Here is a 16,275-nt window from a genome sequence, read left to right on the forward strand (position 1 = left end):
TTTGAGGTCTGTTATCTGACATCCTTTGTCTGATATCCTTCTATTTTTCGGTCGCCTAATATAAGCTATTTTATTGACTTCATTACATCCACCAAAACCTGTACACTTTCGATAGGTAAGGCATTGTATAAACTAGCTCTGTATCCGCCCAGGCTTCTGTGTCCGTTTAACCCGCTGATCCCTGCTGCTTTCCATGCATTGTCAAATTCTTCTTTCTTGCTTTCGTCTGTAATTTTGAAGGAAACATTCATGAGTGAACGGTCTTCTTTTACGCAGAAAGTTTCGAATAACGGATTGTTGTCGATTTCATCATATAAAAGTTTGGCTTTAGCTTCGTTTCTTTGTTCTGCAGCAGCAATTCCTCCGTTTCTTTCAAGGTACTGAAGGGTAAGTAAAGAAGCGTATACAGGGAATACCGGTGGAGTATTGTACATAGATTCTTTAGCAATGTGCTGAGAATAATCCAGGATAGAGAACATGTTTTCTCTTCCTGTTTTACCAAGAATTTCTTTTTTGATAACCACCAGAGTAACTCCGGCAGGCCCCATATTTTTCTGAGCTCCGGCATAGATAAGGTCAAATTTAGAGAAATCCAGTTGTCTTGAGAAAATATCAGAACTCATATCACATACCATCAGTGTATCCACTTGAGGGAAAGATTTCATTTGAGTTCCATAAATGGTATTGTTGGAAGTACAGTGGAAATAATCGTATTCTGCACCTACCGTATAACCTTTAGGAATAAAAGAATAGTTTTCTTCTTTTGAAGAACCTACTACATCCACTGTTCCTACTTTTTTTGCTTCTTTAATAGCTCCGGCTGCCCATGTTCCTGTATCCAGGTAAGCTGCTTTTCCTCCTACTTTCATCAGGTTGTAAGGAACCATTGCAAACTGCAGGCTGGCACCACCTCCTAAATAAAGTACTTCATAATCATCACCAAGATTCATCAATCTTTTTACAATGGCACGCGCTTCGTCCATTACCGCAACGAAATCCTTGCTTCTGTGCGAAATTTCAAGGAGAGACAATCCAATACCGTTAAAGTCAAGGATAGCCTGTGCTGATTTTTCAAATACCTCTTGTGGTAAAATACATGGTCCTGCGCTGAAGTTGTGCTTTTTGTTCATATTTTTATTATTTGGGTGCTTCGGGACTTGGATATCCTTCTGCTTTATTTTGATTTAATTGGATTTTGGGTTAAAAAAACCGCCTCACAGATGATGAGACGGAATTTTTTATTCGCCGTGTAAGAATGCTTTTTTATTAAGAAGAGCTTCTTCAGACTCTACATGATCTTCATCAGGCACACAGCAGTCTACAGGGCATACTGCTGCACACTGAGGTTCTTCATGGAATCCTTTACACTCTGTACATTTGTCTGTTACAATAAAGTATACATCATCACTTACAGGTTCCTGCGGTGAATTGGCATCTACAGTAAGTCCCGACGGCATCGTAATCGTACCTTGAAGAGCCGTACCGTCAGAAGCTTTCCAATCTACAGCTCCTTCATATATTGCATTATTTGGACATTCCGGTTCGCAAGCCCCGCAGTTAATGCATTCATCAGTTATTTTAATAGCCATCGCTAATTTTTTTTAAATTTGCACAAAATTACAAAATTTTACCCAATTTTAAAGTAATTATGAATACCGAAAATCAAGTTTTAGGACTTATTAAATTAAGTAGTTATATAAAAGCGTTTTTAGCTAAGAAACAGGAAGATCACAATGAAGATGATGCTGATATCGAATTATTGTTAAAAAGATCTGAAATAGAGAATCCGTGGTTTACCATTGATAATCAGAAATTTGCTTTACAGCAATGGACAGATCTTCTGACTGAAGAAAATATCAAAAACTGGCTTGGAAATTATTCAATCTCTAAAATTTCTAAAAGAGTTGGACTCATTTTAGCCGGAAATATCCCTTTGGTAGGGTTTCATGATGTAATGTCTGTTGTTTTAATCAATCACATCCCTGTCATTAAGCTGTCTTCAAAGGATAAGTATATGATTCCGTTTTTATTAAAGAAGTGGAATGAATTTTCCAATGAAAATGTAGTTTTTGAATTTGTCGAAAAATTAGAGAATTTTGATGCCGTTATTGCTACCGGAAGTAATAATACAGCAAGATATCTGGAATATTATTTTAAAAATCACTTAAATATTATCCGTAAGAACAGAACTTCTGTGGCGGTGTTGAAGGGAGATGAAACGGATGAAGAACTGCAGCTTCTGGCGAAAGATATTTTCCAGTATTTTGGATTGGGATGCAGAAATGTGACAAGAATCTTCATTCCGCAGGATTTTGTGATTGACAGGTTGTTTGAAAACTTTCTAGGATTCCAGGATATTATCAATCATAATAAATATGCCAACAATTATGATTATAACAGAGCGGTTTATCTTTTAAATCAGGATAAATTCTGGGATAATAATTTTGTAATGCTGAAAGAGGATGATAAGCTTTTCAGTCCGCTTTCTGTAATCAACTTCAGCAGATATGAATCCTTGGATGATGTGAAAAGCTTTATTGCAGAAAATGAAGAAAATATTCAGTGTGTAGTGGCGAAAGGAGAGCTGGAACTGAATGCTATTCCGTTTGGTGAAGCTCAAAATCCGGGTCTGGATACCTATGCAGATAACGTAGATACAATGAAATTTTTAGAACTGGTCTGATTTTCGTATCTTCCATCACTTATTTCACCAAAACAAAAATGAATACTATGAAAAAATTATTGCTGGGACTTGCTCTTGTGGGCGGACAGCTGGTTTTTGCACAGAAAGTAACAGGTGCAAAGGTTGGAAACAGTCCTGAAAAGGAAGTGCAGGCCACTATAAGTAAGGAAAAGGTCAGTTTGTATAATGATAACTTCCAGAAGTTCATTGTTGCTTTACAGGCTTCAGACCGTACGGCTATTGATGGATTGATTTCTGAGAAGGTAAAGGAAATTGTGACGGATGATGTGCTTAAGAAAGTCAAAGACGGTATTGATCCCAACAAAAAACTTGAAGTCTTAAAGGCCGGATATTATAAAACAATGGACGGAATCAATCACCCGAGTATTAAATACAAATATGCAGGAGAATCTTCCAGGGAAGTTATTACCGCTGTATTTGAGGATGACGGAAAAATTCTTGGAGTATTGCCCTCAAAATAAGACTTAATTTATTTTCGATTAACAAAAAAAATATTAACTATGATGACAGATGTTTTAGTCGCTCATTCTTCGGACGTGGAGAAGGCGAATTTTTACAAGAAGACGTATTTGCATGTTGCTTTATCGATTCTTGCATTTATTGGAGTTGAAACGATATTATTAAAAACTGTTCCGGTAGAATTGATTGCCATGATGTTAAGTCAGAGATATATCTGGTTGCTGATTATCGGAGTTTTCTGGTTGGCTTCTGTTTTGGCTTCCAAATGGTCCCTTTCACAAAGTAGATCTACTCAGTATCTGGGATTAGGATTTTATATTTTATTGGAAGCAATTATCTTTTTGCCTCTGCTTTTTATTGCAACCAATATGACAGGCGGTTCAAATGTAATCTTTCAGGCTGCTACTTTAACAATTGCGATGTTTGCGGGTATTTCTGCAGTAGCATTCACTTCTAAAAGAGATTTTTCTTTCCTAAGAAATATCATTGTAATCGGTGGATTTATTTCCATTGGATTAATTGTAGGAGGGATGATCTTCGGATTTAACCTTGGGTTGTGGTTCTCTGTTGGAATGGTGATTTTAGCGTCAGCTACCATTCTATATCAGACAAGCAAATTAAAAGATTCCTATGGAACGAATCAGTATGTAGGTGCAGCATTGCAGCTTTTTGCTTCGATTATGCTTTTATTCTGGTATATCCTAAGCATTCTGATGAGCAGAAGAAACTAATTGATAAGTTGTCCTAGCTTTAAAAATATAGTCCCGGTGATTTTTCATCGGGATTTCTTTTTTTATTTAAACACAAAATTTAAACACAAAGTTCACCAATGTTTTCACGAATAAACACAATTTAATAATATCAATAGGAATGAGCTTTAGCCCGTTTTACTTTAAATAAATCTTTTCCAACGGCTTCAGCCGAAACTTATAATAATATTTAAATATATTTTTGCCCACAGATGCCACAGATTAACACGGATGCTTGCGTATATTTATTTGTGTTATTTGTGAAACCGCTCGTGTTATTCGTGTTTTAAACCAAAACCCAAAAAATCCTGATGAAAAATATCACCGGGATTTTAATTGGTTATTCTTTACAATATTGATGCAACTTTCAGCCTCATGTGACCGGTTAAAGTCCTCTGAAGTACATTTTACAGTTGAAAAAAAGATTCTAAAGAATAGAAAAAAGTATAGTAATGAGGAGAACCTCAGGTATTGTATAGTTTGTGTTTTTACAGTCTTTAGATTAAAAATAATCGAAAGAAGTTATTTGTCAATTGATCCTAAAACCTTCTGAGCAAACGAGTTTAAAGCATCTTTCTCGCTCATTCCGTTTTGTACATTAGCGTGAACTTCCAGCGCTCCGCAGATGTTGGTAATCAATTCTCCTGCAACATTCAGATCTTCTTCACTTGTTCCTCTGAACTCGCAGAAACTTTCCAGTACTTCTAATGTTTTTTCAAGGTTTTCAGGAGTCTGATTCTGATAAAACTGTCTGATTACGGGCAATTTCATTATGCTAATTCATTAAAAAGATTAATTAAACTTTCTGCCTGGTTAGACTGAACCTGGTTCACCAGTTCTCCGTTTTTAAAGATGGCGAAAGTAGGTAAGTTGTCTACTTTTGCTAATTTTCTGCTTTCAGGAAGCTTTTCAGCATCTACATATAAAAATGGAATAGAGTCATTTTCAGATGCTAATTTTTTGAATTTCGGCTTCATGATTCTGCAGTTTCCGCACCATGTTGCGCCATATTGAACCACTACTTTTTCGTTTTCGTTAACTATATTCTGTAATGTATCTTCGGTTAATTCTGTGTACATAAGTTTATTTTTAAAAAATAAACAATGTAACAATCTAAAAAATTGACCAATCTAACAATTCAAGAAATGACTTTTCAAATTGTTATACTGTTAGATTGTTACATTGTTATATTTAAATTAAGATATTAATTTTTTGCTAAGTATTCTGCTGTAGAAGTTCTGTCAGCTTTCATAGCTTCTTTTCCTTCTTCCCAGTTTGCAGGGCATACTTCGCCATGTTTCTGTACGTGAGTGTAAGCGTCGATTAATCTTAAGAATTCTTTTACGTTTCTTCCCAAAGGCATATCGTTTACCGCTTCGTGGAAAATTTTTCCGGTTTCGTCGATAAGGTAAGTTGCTCTGTAAGTTACGTTAGAACCTGTGAAAACTTCATTTCCATCTTCATCATATTCGAAGTCCTGATCAACAATTCCCAAAGTGTTAGCCAATTGTCTGTGAGTATCAGCTAAAAGTGGGTAAGTTACTCCTTCAATTCCTCCGTTATCTTTTGGTGTGTTCAACCAAGCGAAGTGTACTTCGTTAGTATCACAAGATGCACCGATTACTTTAGTGTTTCTTTTTTCGAATTCACCTAACGCCTCCTGGAAAGCGTGAAGTTCAGTAGGGCATACGAAAGTGAAATCTTTAGGATACCAGAATAAAAGAACTTTTTGCTGGTTGTTTACTGCTTCATCAAGGATGTTGATTCTTAAATCGTCACCCATTTCAGACATTGCGTCAATTGTTAAGTTTGGGAATTTTTTTCCTACTAAAGACATAATTTTTCTGTTTTTATATTTAAATTTCTAATGCAAATATATGAAAGATTCATCTATCGAACAAACTAAAGTTGATAAATAAAATCTATAATTGTTTTTGGCGTGTTGTTAAATAAAAAAGCCCTGATATCAGGGCTTTTTGTTTATTTTAATAACCAAATATTTCAGTTAAATTAAGTTTTTTTACTTCGCCTAATTTCTGCATATCGGCCTCATTCACTTTGTCTTGGGAAGCGACAAGGCAGTAGGTGTAGTTCTTATTTTTCATTTCCTTATCATGGAATGAGTTGATGTCTGTGAAAGACAGTTTGGGTGCCTGTTCGTAAACATTTTTTCTCATATCAAAGTTGTTTCCAAGCTTTTGAGATTTCAGATAAGAGAAGATGATTCCATCCTGAGTAATTCTTTCAGAAGCGATTGATTTTTTCAATCCACTTTTCGCTGTTTCGAATAACTGCTCAGACTTTGGAAGGGTAGTCAGAAGCTCATTCATAGCCGTTGTAGACTCATTGAATTTGTCTGCCTGCGTTCCTACATACGCCATCACCATATCTTTGTCTGTCTTCTTACTTGGAAGTGCAAAATAAGAATAGGTAGAATAAGCAAGAGCTTTTGATTCTCTGATCGTCTGGAATACAATAGATCCCATTCCGCCTCCGAAATAGTTGTTGAATAAGCTTACCGTTGGAGTAGTGGATGCATTGTATGGGTCAGAATTTCTTACCCAGAATACTTCTGCCTGTACCATATCATAATGAGCAAACAATACTTTGTTCTTGTCTGTCGGGATCTGCGCAAAAGTTTTAGACTTAGGAAGATCTTTCAGGGTGGCAGGAAGTTTGTGGACAGGTTTCAAAGCTGCTACCACATCATTTCCTGATTTTGGACCGTAATACAGTACTTTGTGCTTGAAATTGAACAGATCATGAAGAACATTAATTAAGTCTTCTGCTTTTAATGCATCAAGTTCAGCATCGCTTAATACATTGTTGAAAGGGTTTTGAGGTCCGTATTGTGCATAGCTTCTTAATCCGGCCATAATTACTCCTTTATTCTGTTTTGCGTTCGCTCTGGCTTTCTTCAACCTAACTTTGTAAGCATCAAGAGCAGCCTGGTCTGCCTGACAGTTTTTGATTAAATCTTCAAATAAAGAAATGGTTTTATCAAAGTTTTCATTTAAACCTTCCAGTGATACGTAAGTTTCCTCGTTTCCTGCACTCACATTGAAGCTTGAGGCAAGTTTGTAGAATTCTTTACTGATGACTTCAGAAGACTTGTCTTTCGTTCCTAAATACTGAAGATATTCCGCGGCTAATGGAAGGATTTTGTTGTTCCATTTTCCTGAATCAAAGTGATAATACATTCTGAATAAAGCATTATCAGTATTTTTTACAGAAAGTACCTCTACATCAGCTAATTTGTTTTTAGCGATGTCTTTGTCATAATTCAACCATACCGGAGCGATAGGGTTTTCAGGCATTTCATCAATCTTCTTAAGGAAAGGAGACTGGTCTTCTCTGTTAACGGAAACCGGTGTAATGGTTGGTTTGTCAACTTTTACAATACTCTTGTCTTCACCTTTTCTTTTGTAAACAGCAACGTAGTTATTGTTCTGAAGATATTTGGACACAAAATCCATGATATCTTTTTTCGTCAGTTTTGAAATCTCATCAACATACTCAAGCGATGCTTTGTGATCAACCTCAGAAGTGAATTCATCCATCAGGATGCTGGCTCTTGAAGAATATTTTTCATCCTTCTGAATAATACCTTTCTTCTCGTTGTTGACGATAGACTGGATAAGGTCGTCAGAAAACTCGCCCTTTCTCAGTTTATCAATTTCCTGAAGAAGAAGATTCTTTACTTCATCCAGAGACTGTCCTTCAGTAGGTTTTCCCTGTAAAAGTAAAACGGAATAATCTTTCAAAGCATAGGCTCCGGCATAAGCTCCCAGTAGTTTCTGTTTTTTTACCAGATCAAGATCGATCAATCCTGCTTGTCCATTAGTAAGCATGTTTCCAACAAGATTCAGCATTCTGGCATCTTTGGTAGAAGCTCCAGGAAATCTGAAACCAAGCATTACGTTTTCAGGATTCGGTCCTACCACTTCTTTTACAATCGGAGCAGTGATCGGTTTTTCCTGTCCAACTTTATATTCAGGGATTGCTTTAGGCTTCATATAAGAGAAAGCCTTGTCAATTTTTGCAATCACCTCATCCGGATTAAAATCTCCGGACATGATGATTCCCATGTTATTAGGGACATAATAATTGTTATAATATTCTCTGATCGCATGCAGAGAAGGGTTTTTCAGGTGTTCAATGGTTCCGATGGTGGTTTGCTTTCCGTAATTGTTGTTAGGGAAAAGGTTGGCAAACATCGTATCAAAAACTTTATCTCCGTCATCATCAAGAGATCTGTTTTTCTCTTCATATACTGCTTCAAGCTCAGTATGGAAAAGTCTTAGAACCGGTTCTCTGAATCTTTCTGCCTGTACAGCAAGGAATTTGTCAAGAACATTCGCAGGTACATCTTCCGTGTACACCGTTTGTTCAAAAGAAGTGAAGGCATTGGTGCCGTCAGCTCCCATACCAGCCATCATTTTATCGTATTCATTTGCGATTGCAAATTTTGCAGCCTCTCCGGAAACCCTGTCAATTTCTTTGTAGATTTCTTTTCTTTTGGCTTCATCCTTGGTCTGGTTGTACTTTTCGTAAAGAGCGTCAATCTGATCTAAAAGAGGTTTTTCTTTTGCCCAGTCTTTAGATCCAAACTGATTTGTCCCTTTGAAAAGCATATGCTCAAGATAATGAGCAAGACCTGTGTGGTCTGCAGGATCAGTTTTGCTTCCGGCTTTTGTTGCAATATACGTTTGTATTCTCGGATCTTTATTGGTAGGACTCAAAATAACCGTTAAACCATTTTTCAAAGTGTAATACCTTGCAGAAGTAGGGTCGTTGGTCACGTATTTGTACTTGTAGCCATTGGAAGTCGCTTCTTTCCATTGGAAATCCTGGCCAAAAGCATATCCTGCGAAACTTGCAGCGGCAATACTTGTAGCGATGGTTAGTTTTTTTAACAGATTCATTGCTGTCGTGTTTTATTTTGGGTTATTAATTTGTTAATTGAATTTTTCCAATAAGTTTTTAATACGTTTCATAGCCTCTCTTAATTCCTCCTCAGAAGCAGCATAAGAGAATCTGATACATTCAGGACTTCCGAAAGAGAATCCGCCTACACATCCAACATGTGCATTTTCCAGAAGGAACATGGCAAAGTCGTCCGAGTTTTTAATTTCTGTTCCATCAAGGGTTTTTCCAATATAGTACGAAATATCCGGGAAGAAATAGAAGGCAGCCTTTGGAAGAACCACTTTGAATCCCGGGATTTCTTTGATCAGTTCATAGACAAGATCTCTTCTTTTTTTGAAAGCGTCAATCATGTATCTGTATTCGGAAGGATCTGCTTTCAGCGCAACAATAGAAGCTCTTTGTGCTACCGTATTAGCACCGCTGGTCATCTGTCCCTGTACTTTTTCACAAGCTTTTGCCAGCCATTCCGGACATGCAGAATACCCGATTCTCCATCCGGTCATAGCAAATGCTTTTGACATCCCATTGATTACAGCTGTCTGTTCATATACTTCCGGAAACTGAGCAATTGAAGTGGTATTCGTTTCATAATTGATATATTCGTAAATCTCGTCAGAAATTATCGTTATCTGAGGATATTTGGCAATTACTTTGGCAATCGATTTTAATTCGTCATAAGTGTAATATCCACCTGACGGATTACATGGCGAACTGAAAAGTACAGCTTTGGTTTTCTCTGTGATAGCTTCTTCAAGTTGTTCTGCAGTCACTTTGAAATCGGTAACATAAGATGTAGGAAGCATTACGGAATTTCCGCCCATCATTTTTACCATTTCATCATAGCTTACCCAGTAAGGTGCAGGAAGCAGAACTTCATCACCATCATTGATGATAGCAGCCAAAACATTGATAATAGCCTGCTTAGCTCCATTGGAAACACAAATCTGGGTAGGTTTGTATTCCAGATTATTATCTCTTTTTAATTTATATGCAATAGCCTCACGCAATTCCAGAAATCCCGGAACAGGAGAATAGTGGCTGTAATTTTGATTGATGGCATCGAATGCTGCCTGTTTGATATTGTCCGGAACATCGAAATCCGGCTCACCAAGAGTTAAACTGATCACATCTATTCCGCTGGCTTTCATTTCTCTGGCTTTGTTTGACATGACAAATGTCTGGGAGTATCCTAATCTTTTTACTCTATCTGAAAGTTTATCCATTGTATTTTTTTGAATTTTAACAAATATATAATAAAAACGTGTTGTGGAGGTAATAAAAGTAAGGGTACTTTAAAGATTTTTGTCAGGTTTTAGTCAAATCTTCTGTTAGGTTATAAAAATCTTTTCTTTTGATGTGTGAGACTGATTTTAATCTTAATTTTAGTAAAAAAACTTAATTCCAGGAAGAAGATATTCAAAGTGGGAAAATGCTAAAACTGGGTACTAGTCCTATTGAAAGAGATTAAAATAAATTCTCATAAGGAATGATTTTGCAGCGTAGGGTTTTGTATCTTTAACAACCTAAGATCTGTCCTATGAAATATTCCGTTTTTTTATTACTGATTTCCTGTAGTGTTTTCTCGCAGAGATATTCAAAAGATGATGAAGTGAAAAAATATGTCTCGCAGGTGAATGAAGATTCATTAAAATCATATATTGGAAAGTTGGTAAGCTTTGGAACCCGGCATACCTTAAGTTCAACAGATGACCCAAAGCGTGGAATAGGTGCGGCAAGGAACTGGGTGATCAGGAAATTCAATGATTATGCTAAAAATTCAGATGGAAGAATGGAGGTGTATCTACAGCAGGAAGATATTCAGCCGGATGGAAAGCGAATTGATAAAATAGTAAACCTTGGAAATGCTGTTGCTTTTCTGAAAGGAACAGATCCGAATGACAAAAGAATTTTCCTGATCGGAGGACATCTTGACTCAAGAGTTACTGATGTGATGAACAGAACTTCCAAAGCGCCTGGTGCCAATGATGACGGCAGTGGAGTAAGTGCTGTGATAGAATCCGCAAGAATACTGAGCAAATCTTCATTTCCGGCATCTATCCTTTTTGTGGCTTTTTCGGGAGAAGAACAATCTTTATTAGGTTCAAAGCAATTAGCTGAGAAAATTAAAAGAGAAAATGGGCAACTGGAAGCTGTTTTGAATAATGATATGATCGGTAATCCCAAAGCAGGAGAAACAGGAGAGATCAACACCCGTATCCTTCGTGTATTCAGCGAAGGTCTGCCTTACAAAGATCTGGATAAAAAAGCAATGGCAATCAGAAATATGGGCTTTGAAAATGATAGTGAATCCAGACAGCTGGCTCGTTATATCAAAGAAATTACAGAACAATATGTGAAAGGATTGGAGATTAAGCTGATCTATAGAAATGACAGATTTTTGCGTGGAGGAGATCATACCAGCTTTGTGAATAACGGATTTCCTTCTGTAAGACTGACGGAATATTACGAAAACTACGATCATCAGCATCAGGACATAAGAATTGAAAACAATAAGCAGTATGGTGATCTTCCAGAGTTTATAGATTTTAAATATCTGAAAAAGAATGTCGCAGCCAATGTTGCCGTATTGGCAAGCCTTGCAAAGTCTACCTCGAAACCGGAGAAAGTTGAAATGGATGTGAAAGAGCTGACAAATTCAACAACTTTACATTGGGAAAAACCAAAATTTGGAATCCCCACAGGATATTATGTGCTGGCAAGAGAAACACACAGTCCGGTATGGCAGAAAAAAATATTCACCACTGAACTTTCTATGAAGATTCCACTTTCGAAAGACAATTATATTTTTGCGGTACAGAGCGTGAGCTCGTCAGGAAACCTGAGTGTTCCTGTTATACCAGGAATTGCAAAGTGATGAATTTTGCTGAAAAGCTGAGTTTGCAGCAGGATCAGGAAAAGTAGATTTGAATACAAGAGAAATAAAACTTATTTTTGCGGTTTATAATAATTCACATGTCTGCATCGTTACTATTAAAATATTTCCCGGATCTTACTGAAAAACAGAAAGAACAGTTCTCAAAACTGGAAAATCTGTACAATGAATGGAATGAAAAGATCAATGTAATTTCCAGAAAAGATATGGAATCCCTATATGAAAAGCACATTCTGCACTCGTTGGGAATTGCAAAAGTGATGGAATTTGCACCGGGAACCAAAGTTTTGGATATCGGAACCGGAGGTGGTTTTCCGGGGATTCCTCTGGCGATCCTTTTTCCTGAAGTAGAATTTACCCTGATTGATTCTATTGGGAAGAAAATCAGTGTAGTACAGGCTGTGGCAGACGGAGTTGGATTAACTAATGTTACCGCTATTCATGGAAGAGCAGAGAAGCTGAAAGAAAAATTCCATTTTGTAGTCAGCAGAGCAGTAACCCAGATGCCGGAATTTTTAAGATGGCTGAAGGGGAAATTTGAAAAAGAACAGTTTAACCCTAAACATAACGGAATTTTATATTTGAAAGGCGGTGATCTTGCTGAAGAGCTTGCCGGACTTAAATGTGAAATTTTCAATCTTAAACACTATTTTGATGAAGAATTTTTTGATACTAAAAAAGTAGTTTATGTATCAAAAGGTAATTTTAATTCCTGATTTTGATGTGAATAAGGAATAATTTTTGCTAACATTTGTTAATAATCAGAAAAGTAAAGGTTATGAAAAAACTTTTAAATATTGGATTTTCAGTATTCGTTTTAGGCGTGCTTCTGGTTTCGTGTGATGATGATAATTATCAAACGATTGAATCTATTGGTAAAATTAAAATAGACAGCGTAAAAATTGTCAATGATACCATGGATGTTTTTGCAATACAGAGCATCAAAACATATTCCACTTATCCATCTCATTGTGAGGGTTTTTATGGATATGATTATGTTTACAATACCAATCTGGAAAGAACGGTTACTTCCTATAAATATATTACCAACGGACCTTGTACACAAGGGAATTACGTTGGAGCGAATCAAATCAATTTCAGTCCTCAAAGAAAAGGTAATTATACTTTTAAATTCTGGAATGGAGGAAATAACTGGATCACAAAAACAATTGTAGTGGAATAATGAGATTGACTTTTGTACTATGTTTATTAGCAGCGCAAGCTGTAACCGGACAGAAAATTATCTGGGAAGAAGGTAAAAAATTAACATGGGATAACTTTAAAAGCCCGGTTAGCAAGAAAAAGAATCCTGATGTAGCAGCATATACCCATTGTGGCTGGGAGTTTTATTCTGAAAAATCTTCTGATCCGAAGGCTCCGGTTACGATTACCATCAAAACCCTTTTTCATGAGGATAAATCCTGGAAAGATGTCAAAAGAATGGATGATTATATTCTTCTTCATGAGCAAAAGCATTTTGATATTGCAGAATTATTTGTGAGAAAATTCAGAAAGGCTGTTGCTGAAAAAATTAAAAATTCTGGAGATTATAATAAATATTTCAAAGCCATTTATGACGGAATCGCTATTGATTATAAAAACTTCCAGATGTCCTATGACGGCGAAACCCGTCATGGAATTGATAAAGAAAAACAAACCGAATATAATCAGTTGATTTCTGAACAACTAGATAACTTAAAAAGCTATAAAACCCTTTGAAATTCCTCAATAAGATCATCCACGAACTGCTGGCACAAAACACTGACCTTTCTGCGTTTAATATCATTCTGCCCGGAAAACGTCCCATTGTGTTTATCAGACAAATTCTGGAGGAAAATAACTATTCAGGGTTTCTTCCCAATTTTTTTACGATTGAGGAACTCATCAATAAAATAGCAGATCATCAGACTATTCAGGGGATTCCGTTGTGGCTTTTCTCTTTTGATGTGTACCGAAGCCTGAATCTTATCCCCAGAGATGATTTTTCCGATTTTCTGAAATGGTTTCCCACCTTACAGAAGGATTGGGATGATATTCTCAAATTCTCAGATAGCGATCAGGCAGTTCTGCAGTATATGTTTGATGAGGAAAGGATTAAAGAATGGGCTCAGGATCTTGGAGAGGATGATGATGTCCCAAGAAAGAAGTTTCTTAATTTCTGGCAGAATATGAACGTTTTTCTCCCTGTTTTAAAGGAGAGACTACAGGAGAGAAACTGGGCTACTTCCGGAATGATTCATGAGGCGGCTAAAGCCAGGATTGCCGACTTTGCAAAAAATACCAAAGAAGAATTTGTTTTTTGCGGCTTCAATGCCTTTACTCCGGTAGAAGAAAAGCTTGTAAGAAGCCTTTTGCAATGGAATAAAGCGCAGTGTTTCTTTCAGGCTGACCGTTATTATTTCGATGACGAGAGACAGGAAGCAGGAAAATTTCTGAGAAATCATAAAACCTGGAAAGAATTTGATGATAACAGATCTTTTCAGTGGATAGAAGACGATTTTAACCAACCTAAAAAAATTAAGGTATACGAAGTGTCCGGGAATGTAACCCAGACCAAAGTATTGCCTGAAATCTTTAAAGAGATCAATAATAAAACCTACTCCAATACAGCAGTAGTACTACTGGATGAAAATCTTCTTCCGGCCAGTCTTGATGTAATGCATGGTGTTGATAATTTGAATATTACAATGGGATTCCCGTTGAAAAACTTATCTTTCTCCAATGCCGTGAAACGTCTTTTCTATCTGCAGAAACAATTGGAAAAAAATAAACTGTCTTATTATTACAGAGATGTTTTCCCCATTTTGGAGGAACTGCCAAAATCTGTAGAAGATGAACAGATTATCAATGATTTTAAAGCCAAAGTAGAAGAACGGAATATTGTTTATATTTCCAGGAAACTTTTACATGAACTGCTAAGCGGGCTGTCTTATTATGGACTTCTTCAAAAAGCAACAGGAACCAACGGTTATCTGGATATGCTTATTGAGTTCTGCCAGCAGGTAAAATGGCTTGAAATAGACGATATTCAGTATGAAAATGTCTCTCACTTTGAAAATGCATTCAGAATCATCAAAAACCAGCTGACTCCTTACAATATTGAGATCAAAATGGAAACACTGGAAATCCTGATCAACCAGCATATCAATTCTGAAAGTATCGATTTTCAGGGAGAACCTCTGAGAGGACTTCAGATCATGGGATTACTGGAAACGCGTCTCCTGAACTTTGAAAACGTTATTCTGCTTTCCGTCAACGAAGGAAAACTTCCCCTTGGAAACTCTCAGAATACCTATATTCCTTTTGATATCCGAAGGTTCTTCGATCTTCATACTTTTCTTGAAAATGACAGCATTTATGCCTATCACTTTTACAGACTGATTCAGGATGCGAAGAATGTACATTTACTATACAATGCTTTAAGTTCCGGAATCAATACCGGAGAGAAGAGCCGTTTCATTACACAGATCGAAATGGAAAGTTCTCATGAGATCGAACATCTCATTATTGAAAATTCCTCTGAACCTATTGCCACCAAACCGATAGAAATTTCCAAGACACAAATTGTACAGGAACGTCTTCAAAAATGGAAGGAAAAAGTATCTGCTTCCCACCTGACGAGTTATCTTTACAATCCGATTGATTTCTACCTTTCCAAGATTTTAAATACTTCGGAAACGGATGAAATTGAAGAAGAACTATCGATAAAAAATTACGGAAATCTGGTTCATTATTCACTTCAAGAAGTGTATGAGGTGTTAAAGGGTAAGGTTTTAAAAGAAAGTGATTTAAAGAATTCAGTTAAAGCAGTAGATGAATATATAAATATTGCTATTGAAAAATTGAAGCACCAGCCGGAATTTTATGAAAAAGGGATGAATTATATCCATAAGGCCATTGCTAAAAAGGTCATTGAAAATGTGCTGAATCATGATCTTGAACTCATAAAGCAAGGTAATAAACTGGAGATTATTGATATCGAAAGAAGGTTTGAAAACATCGATTTTCCTCTTGATGGAAATGATAAAATTTCTTTCTTCGGATTCATTGACAGGATTGATAAACTGAACGGTACTCTGAGAATTATTGATTATAAAACCGCCAGGACTAAAAATCTTACTGTAAAGATTGATCAGGATAACGTAGATGAATATTTCCATAACAGCGACAGGAAACAGGCCCTTCAGCTTTGTATTTACCATTACGTAGTACAGCACCTTCCTGAGTTTTGGGGTTTCCCGATTGAAACCGGAATCTGGAGTTTTGCAGATGCTAAAAAGGGAATGGTTGCCCTGCAGTTTGATAAAGGAAATATTGATGATGCCATGAAATCTGTAAAAAGCCTTATCCTGGAAATCCTGAATCCGGATATCAATTTCGTGGAAACGATAAAAACATATTAAAAATTTTAGTCTTAGTATATTTTTTCTCTCTGTTTATTCTTAATAAATAAGCTGGCTTAGAATCGTTTACTTCACGAAATGTTGTGATAAAGCAGGTAACTTTTTGTGTATCTTTACTACTTATTAAAAACTTATAAA

The 16,275-nt window shown here is 36.4% G+C and carries 15 protein-coding genes; 8 read left to right on the forward strand and 7 right to left on the reverse strand.

Annotated features, from left to right (window positions below; translation table 11 throughout):
• Positions 1-65: 65 nt before the first annotated feature.
• Positions 66-1,130, reverse strand: a complete 1,065-nt coding sequence (gene serC / locus DEU39_RS02665; RefSeq protein WP_120230844.1) for a 3-phosphoserine/phosphohydroxythreonine transaminase — start codon at positions 1,128-1,130, stop codon at positions 66-68.
• 108 nt (positions 1,131-1,238) lie between these two features.
• Entirely contained in the window at positions 1,239-1,589 is a 351-nt protein-coding gene (locus DEU39_RS02670; RefSeq protein WP_034698512.1) for a 4Fe-4S binding protein, read from the reverse strand.
• 59 nt (positions 1,590-1,648) lie between these two features.
• On the opposite strand from DEU39_RS02670, the gene DEU39_RS02675 reads away from it, so the two are divergent.
• Genes DEU39_RS02675 through DEU39_RS02685 form a run of 3 tightly spaced genes read left to right on the forward strand, consistent with a single transcriptional unit; the run spans position 1,649 to position 3,894 of the window.
• Positions 1,649-2,683: an acyl-CoA reductase gene (locus tag DEU39_RS02675; protein ID WP_120230845.1), complete on the forward strand. Its 1,035-nt coding sequence runs from the start codon at positions 1,649-1,651 to the stop codon at positions 2,681-2,683.
• A gap of 47 nt (positions 2,684-2,730) precedes the next feature.
• Positions 2,731-3,165 (forward strand): peptidylprolyl isomerase, encoded by a 435-nt coding sequence (locus tag DEU39_RS02680; RefSeq protein WP_228432307.1) that lies wholly within the window; start codon positions 2,731-2,733, stop codon positions 3,163-3,165.
• A gap of 39 nt (positions 3,166-3,204) precedes the next feature.
• A complete protein-coding gene (locus tag DEU39_RS02685) occupies positions 3,205-3,894 on the forward strand; it encodes a Bax inhibitor-1 family protein (protein ID WP_120230846.1) in 690 nt (229 codons plus the stop codon).
• Between the two features lie 540 nt (positions 3,895-4,434).
• Here DEU39_RS02685 and DEU39_RS02690 read toward each other — a convergent pair.
• The 5 genes from DEU39_RS02690 to DEU39_RS02710 all read right to left on the reverse strand — a co-directional run bounded on the left by DEU39_RS02690 (position 4,435) and on the right by DEU39_RS02710 (position 10,064).
• Positions 4,435-4,683, reverse strand: a complete 249-nt coding sequence (locus tag DEU39_RS02690; protein ID WP_002980002.1) for a DUF6952 family protein — start codon at positions 4,681-4,683, stop codon at positions 4,435-4,437.
• Positions 4,683-4,991 carry a thioredoxin family protein gene (locus tag DEU39_RS02695; RefSeq protein WP_062670320.1) on the reverse strand — a complete coding sequence of 103 codons (309 nt, stop codon included), beginning with the start codon at positions 4,989-4,991 and terminating at the stop codon, positions 4,683-4,685. Before DEU39_RS02695 ends, DEU39_RS02690 begins: the two co-directional genes overlap by 1 nt.
• A gap of 125 nt (positions 4,992-5,116) precedes the next feature.
• The gene (locus DEU39_RS02700) at positions 5,117-5,749 is read right to left on the reverse strand and encodes a peroxiredoxin (protein WP_002980000.1); all 633 of its coding nucleotides are present in this window, start codon (positions 5,747-5,749) and stop codon (positions 5,117-5,119) included.
• A gap of 148 nt (positions 5,750-5,897) precedes the next feature.
• A complete protein-coding gene (locus DEU39_RS02705; protein WP_120230847.1) occupies positions 5,898-8,837 on the reverse strand; it encodes a M16 family metallopeptidase in 2,940 nt (979 codons plus the stop codon).
• A 33-nt stretch (positions 8,838-8,870) separates the two neighbouring features.
• Entirely contained in the window at positions 8,871-10,064 is a 1,194-nt protein-coding gene (locus DEU39_RS02710) for a pyridoxal phosphate-dependent aminotransferase (protein ID WP_120230848.1), read from the reverse strand.
• Between the two features lie 314 nt (positions 10,065-10,378).
• Between DEU39_RS02710 and DEU39_RS02715 the strand changes: the two genes are divergently transcribed.
• From DEU39_RS02715 to DEU39_RS02735, 5 genes are all read left to right on the forward strand, one after another.
• The gene (locus tag DEU39_RS02715; protein ID WP_120230849.1) at positions 10,379-11,716 is read left to right on the forward strand and encodes a M20/M25/M40 family metallo-hydrolase; all 1,338 of its coding nucleotides are present in this window, start codon (positions 10,379-10,381) and stop codon (positions 11,714-11,716) included.
• Between the two features lie 98 nt (positions 11,717-11,814).
• The gene (gene rsmG / locus DEU39_RS02720; protein WP_062670312.1) at positions 11,815-12,450 is read left to right on the forward strand and encodes a 16S rRNA (guanine(527)-N(7))-methyltransferase RsmG; all 636 of its coding nucleotides are present in this window, start codon (positions 11,815-11,817) and stop codon (positions 12,448-12,450) included.
• Between the two features lie 62 nt (positions 12,451-12,512).
• On the forward strand, positions 12,513-12,917 hold the full coding sequence (locus DEU39_RS02725; protein WP_120230850.1) for a hypothetical protein: 405 nt from the start codon (positions 12,513-12,515) through the stop codon (positions 12,915-12,917).
• The gene (locus DEU39_RS02730; RefSeq protein ID WP_062670309.1) at positions 12,917-13,453 is read left to right on the forward strand and encodes a hypothetical protein; all 537 of its coding nucleotides are present in this window, start codon (positions 12,917-12,919) and stop codon (positions 13,451-13,453) included. The genes DEU39_RS02725 and DEU39_RS02730 overlap by 1 nt, the downstream gene beginning before the upstream one ends.
• Positions 13,450-16,137 (forward strand): PD-(D/E)XK nuclease family protein, encoded by a 2,688-nt coding sequence (locus DEU39_RS02735; protein ID WP_120230851.1) that lies wholly within the window; start codon positions 13,450-13,452, stop codon positions 16,135-16,137. The genes DEU39_RS02730 and DEU39_RS02735 overlap by 4 nt, the downstream gene beginning before the upstream one ends.
• Positions 16,138-16,275: the final 138 nt, after the last annotated feature.

Source organism: Chryseobacterium sp. AG363 (assembly GCF_003610675.1).
GTDB lineage: Bacteria > Bacteroidota > Bacteroidia > Flavobacteriales > Weeksellaceae > Chryseobacterium > Chryseobacterium cucumeris.

Coding starts and splice junctions, on each gene's coding strand:
- serC (WP_120230844.1), bottom strand. CDS start 1,130: ATGAACAAAAAGCACAACTTCAGCGCAGGACCATGTATTTTACCACAA.
- DEU39_RS02670 (WP_034698512.1), bottom strand. CDS start 1,589: ATGGCTATTAAAATAACTGATGAATGCATTAACTGCGGGGCTTGCGAA.
- DEU39_RS02675 (WP_120230845.1), top strand. CDS start 1,649: ATGAATACCGAAAATCAAGTTTTAGGACTTATTAAATTAAGTAGTTAT.
- DEU39_RS02680 (WP_228432307.1), top strand. CDS start 2,731: ATGAAAAAATTATTGCTGGGACTTGCTCTTGTGGGCGGACAGCTGGTT.
- DEU39_RS02685 (WP_120230846.1), top strand. CDS start 3,205: ATGATGACAGATGTTTTAGTCGCTCATTCTTCGGACGTGGAGAAGGCG.
- DEU39_RS02690 (WP_002980002.1), bottom strand. CDS start 4,683: ATGAAATTGCCCGTAATCAGACAGTTTTATCAGAATCAGACTCCTGAA.
- DEU39_RS02695 (WP_062670320.1), bottom strand. CDS start 4,991: ATGTACACAGAATTAACCGAAGATACATTACAGAATATAGTTAACGAA.
- DEU39_RS02700 (WP_002980000.1), bottom strand. CDS start 5,749: ATGTCTTTAGTAGGAAAAAAATTCCCAAACTTAACAATTGACGCAATG.
- DEU39_RS02705 (WP_120230847.1), bottom strand. CDS start 8,837: ATGAATCTGTTAAAAAAACTAACCATCGCTACAAGTATTGCCGCTGCA.
- DEU39_RS02710 (WP_120230848.1), bottom strand. CDS start 10,064: ATGGATAAACTTTCAGATAGAGTAAAAAGATTAGGATACTCCCAGACA.
- DEU39_RS02715 (WP_120230849.1), top strand. CDS start 10,379: ATGAAATATTCCGTTTTTTTATTACTGATTTCCTGTAGTGTTTTCTCG.
- rsmG (WP_062670312.1), top strand. CDS start 11,815: ATGTCTGCATCGTTACTATTAAAATATTTCCCGGATCTTACTGAAAAA.
- DEU39_RS02725 (WP_120230850.1), top strand. CDS start 12,513: ATGAAAAAACTTTTAAATATTGGATTTTCAGTATTCGTTTTAGGCGTG.
- DEU39_RS02730 (WP_062670309.1), top strand. CDS start 12,917: ATGAGATTGACTTTTGTACTATGTTTATTAGCAGCGCAAGCTGTAACC.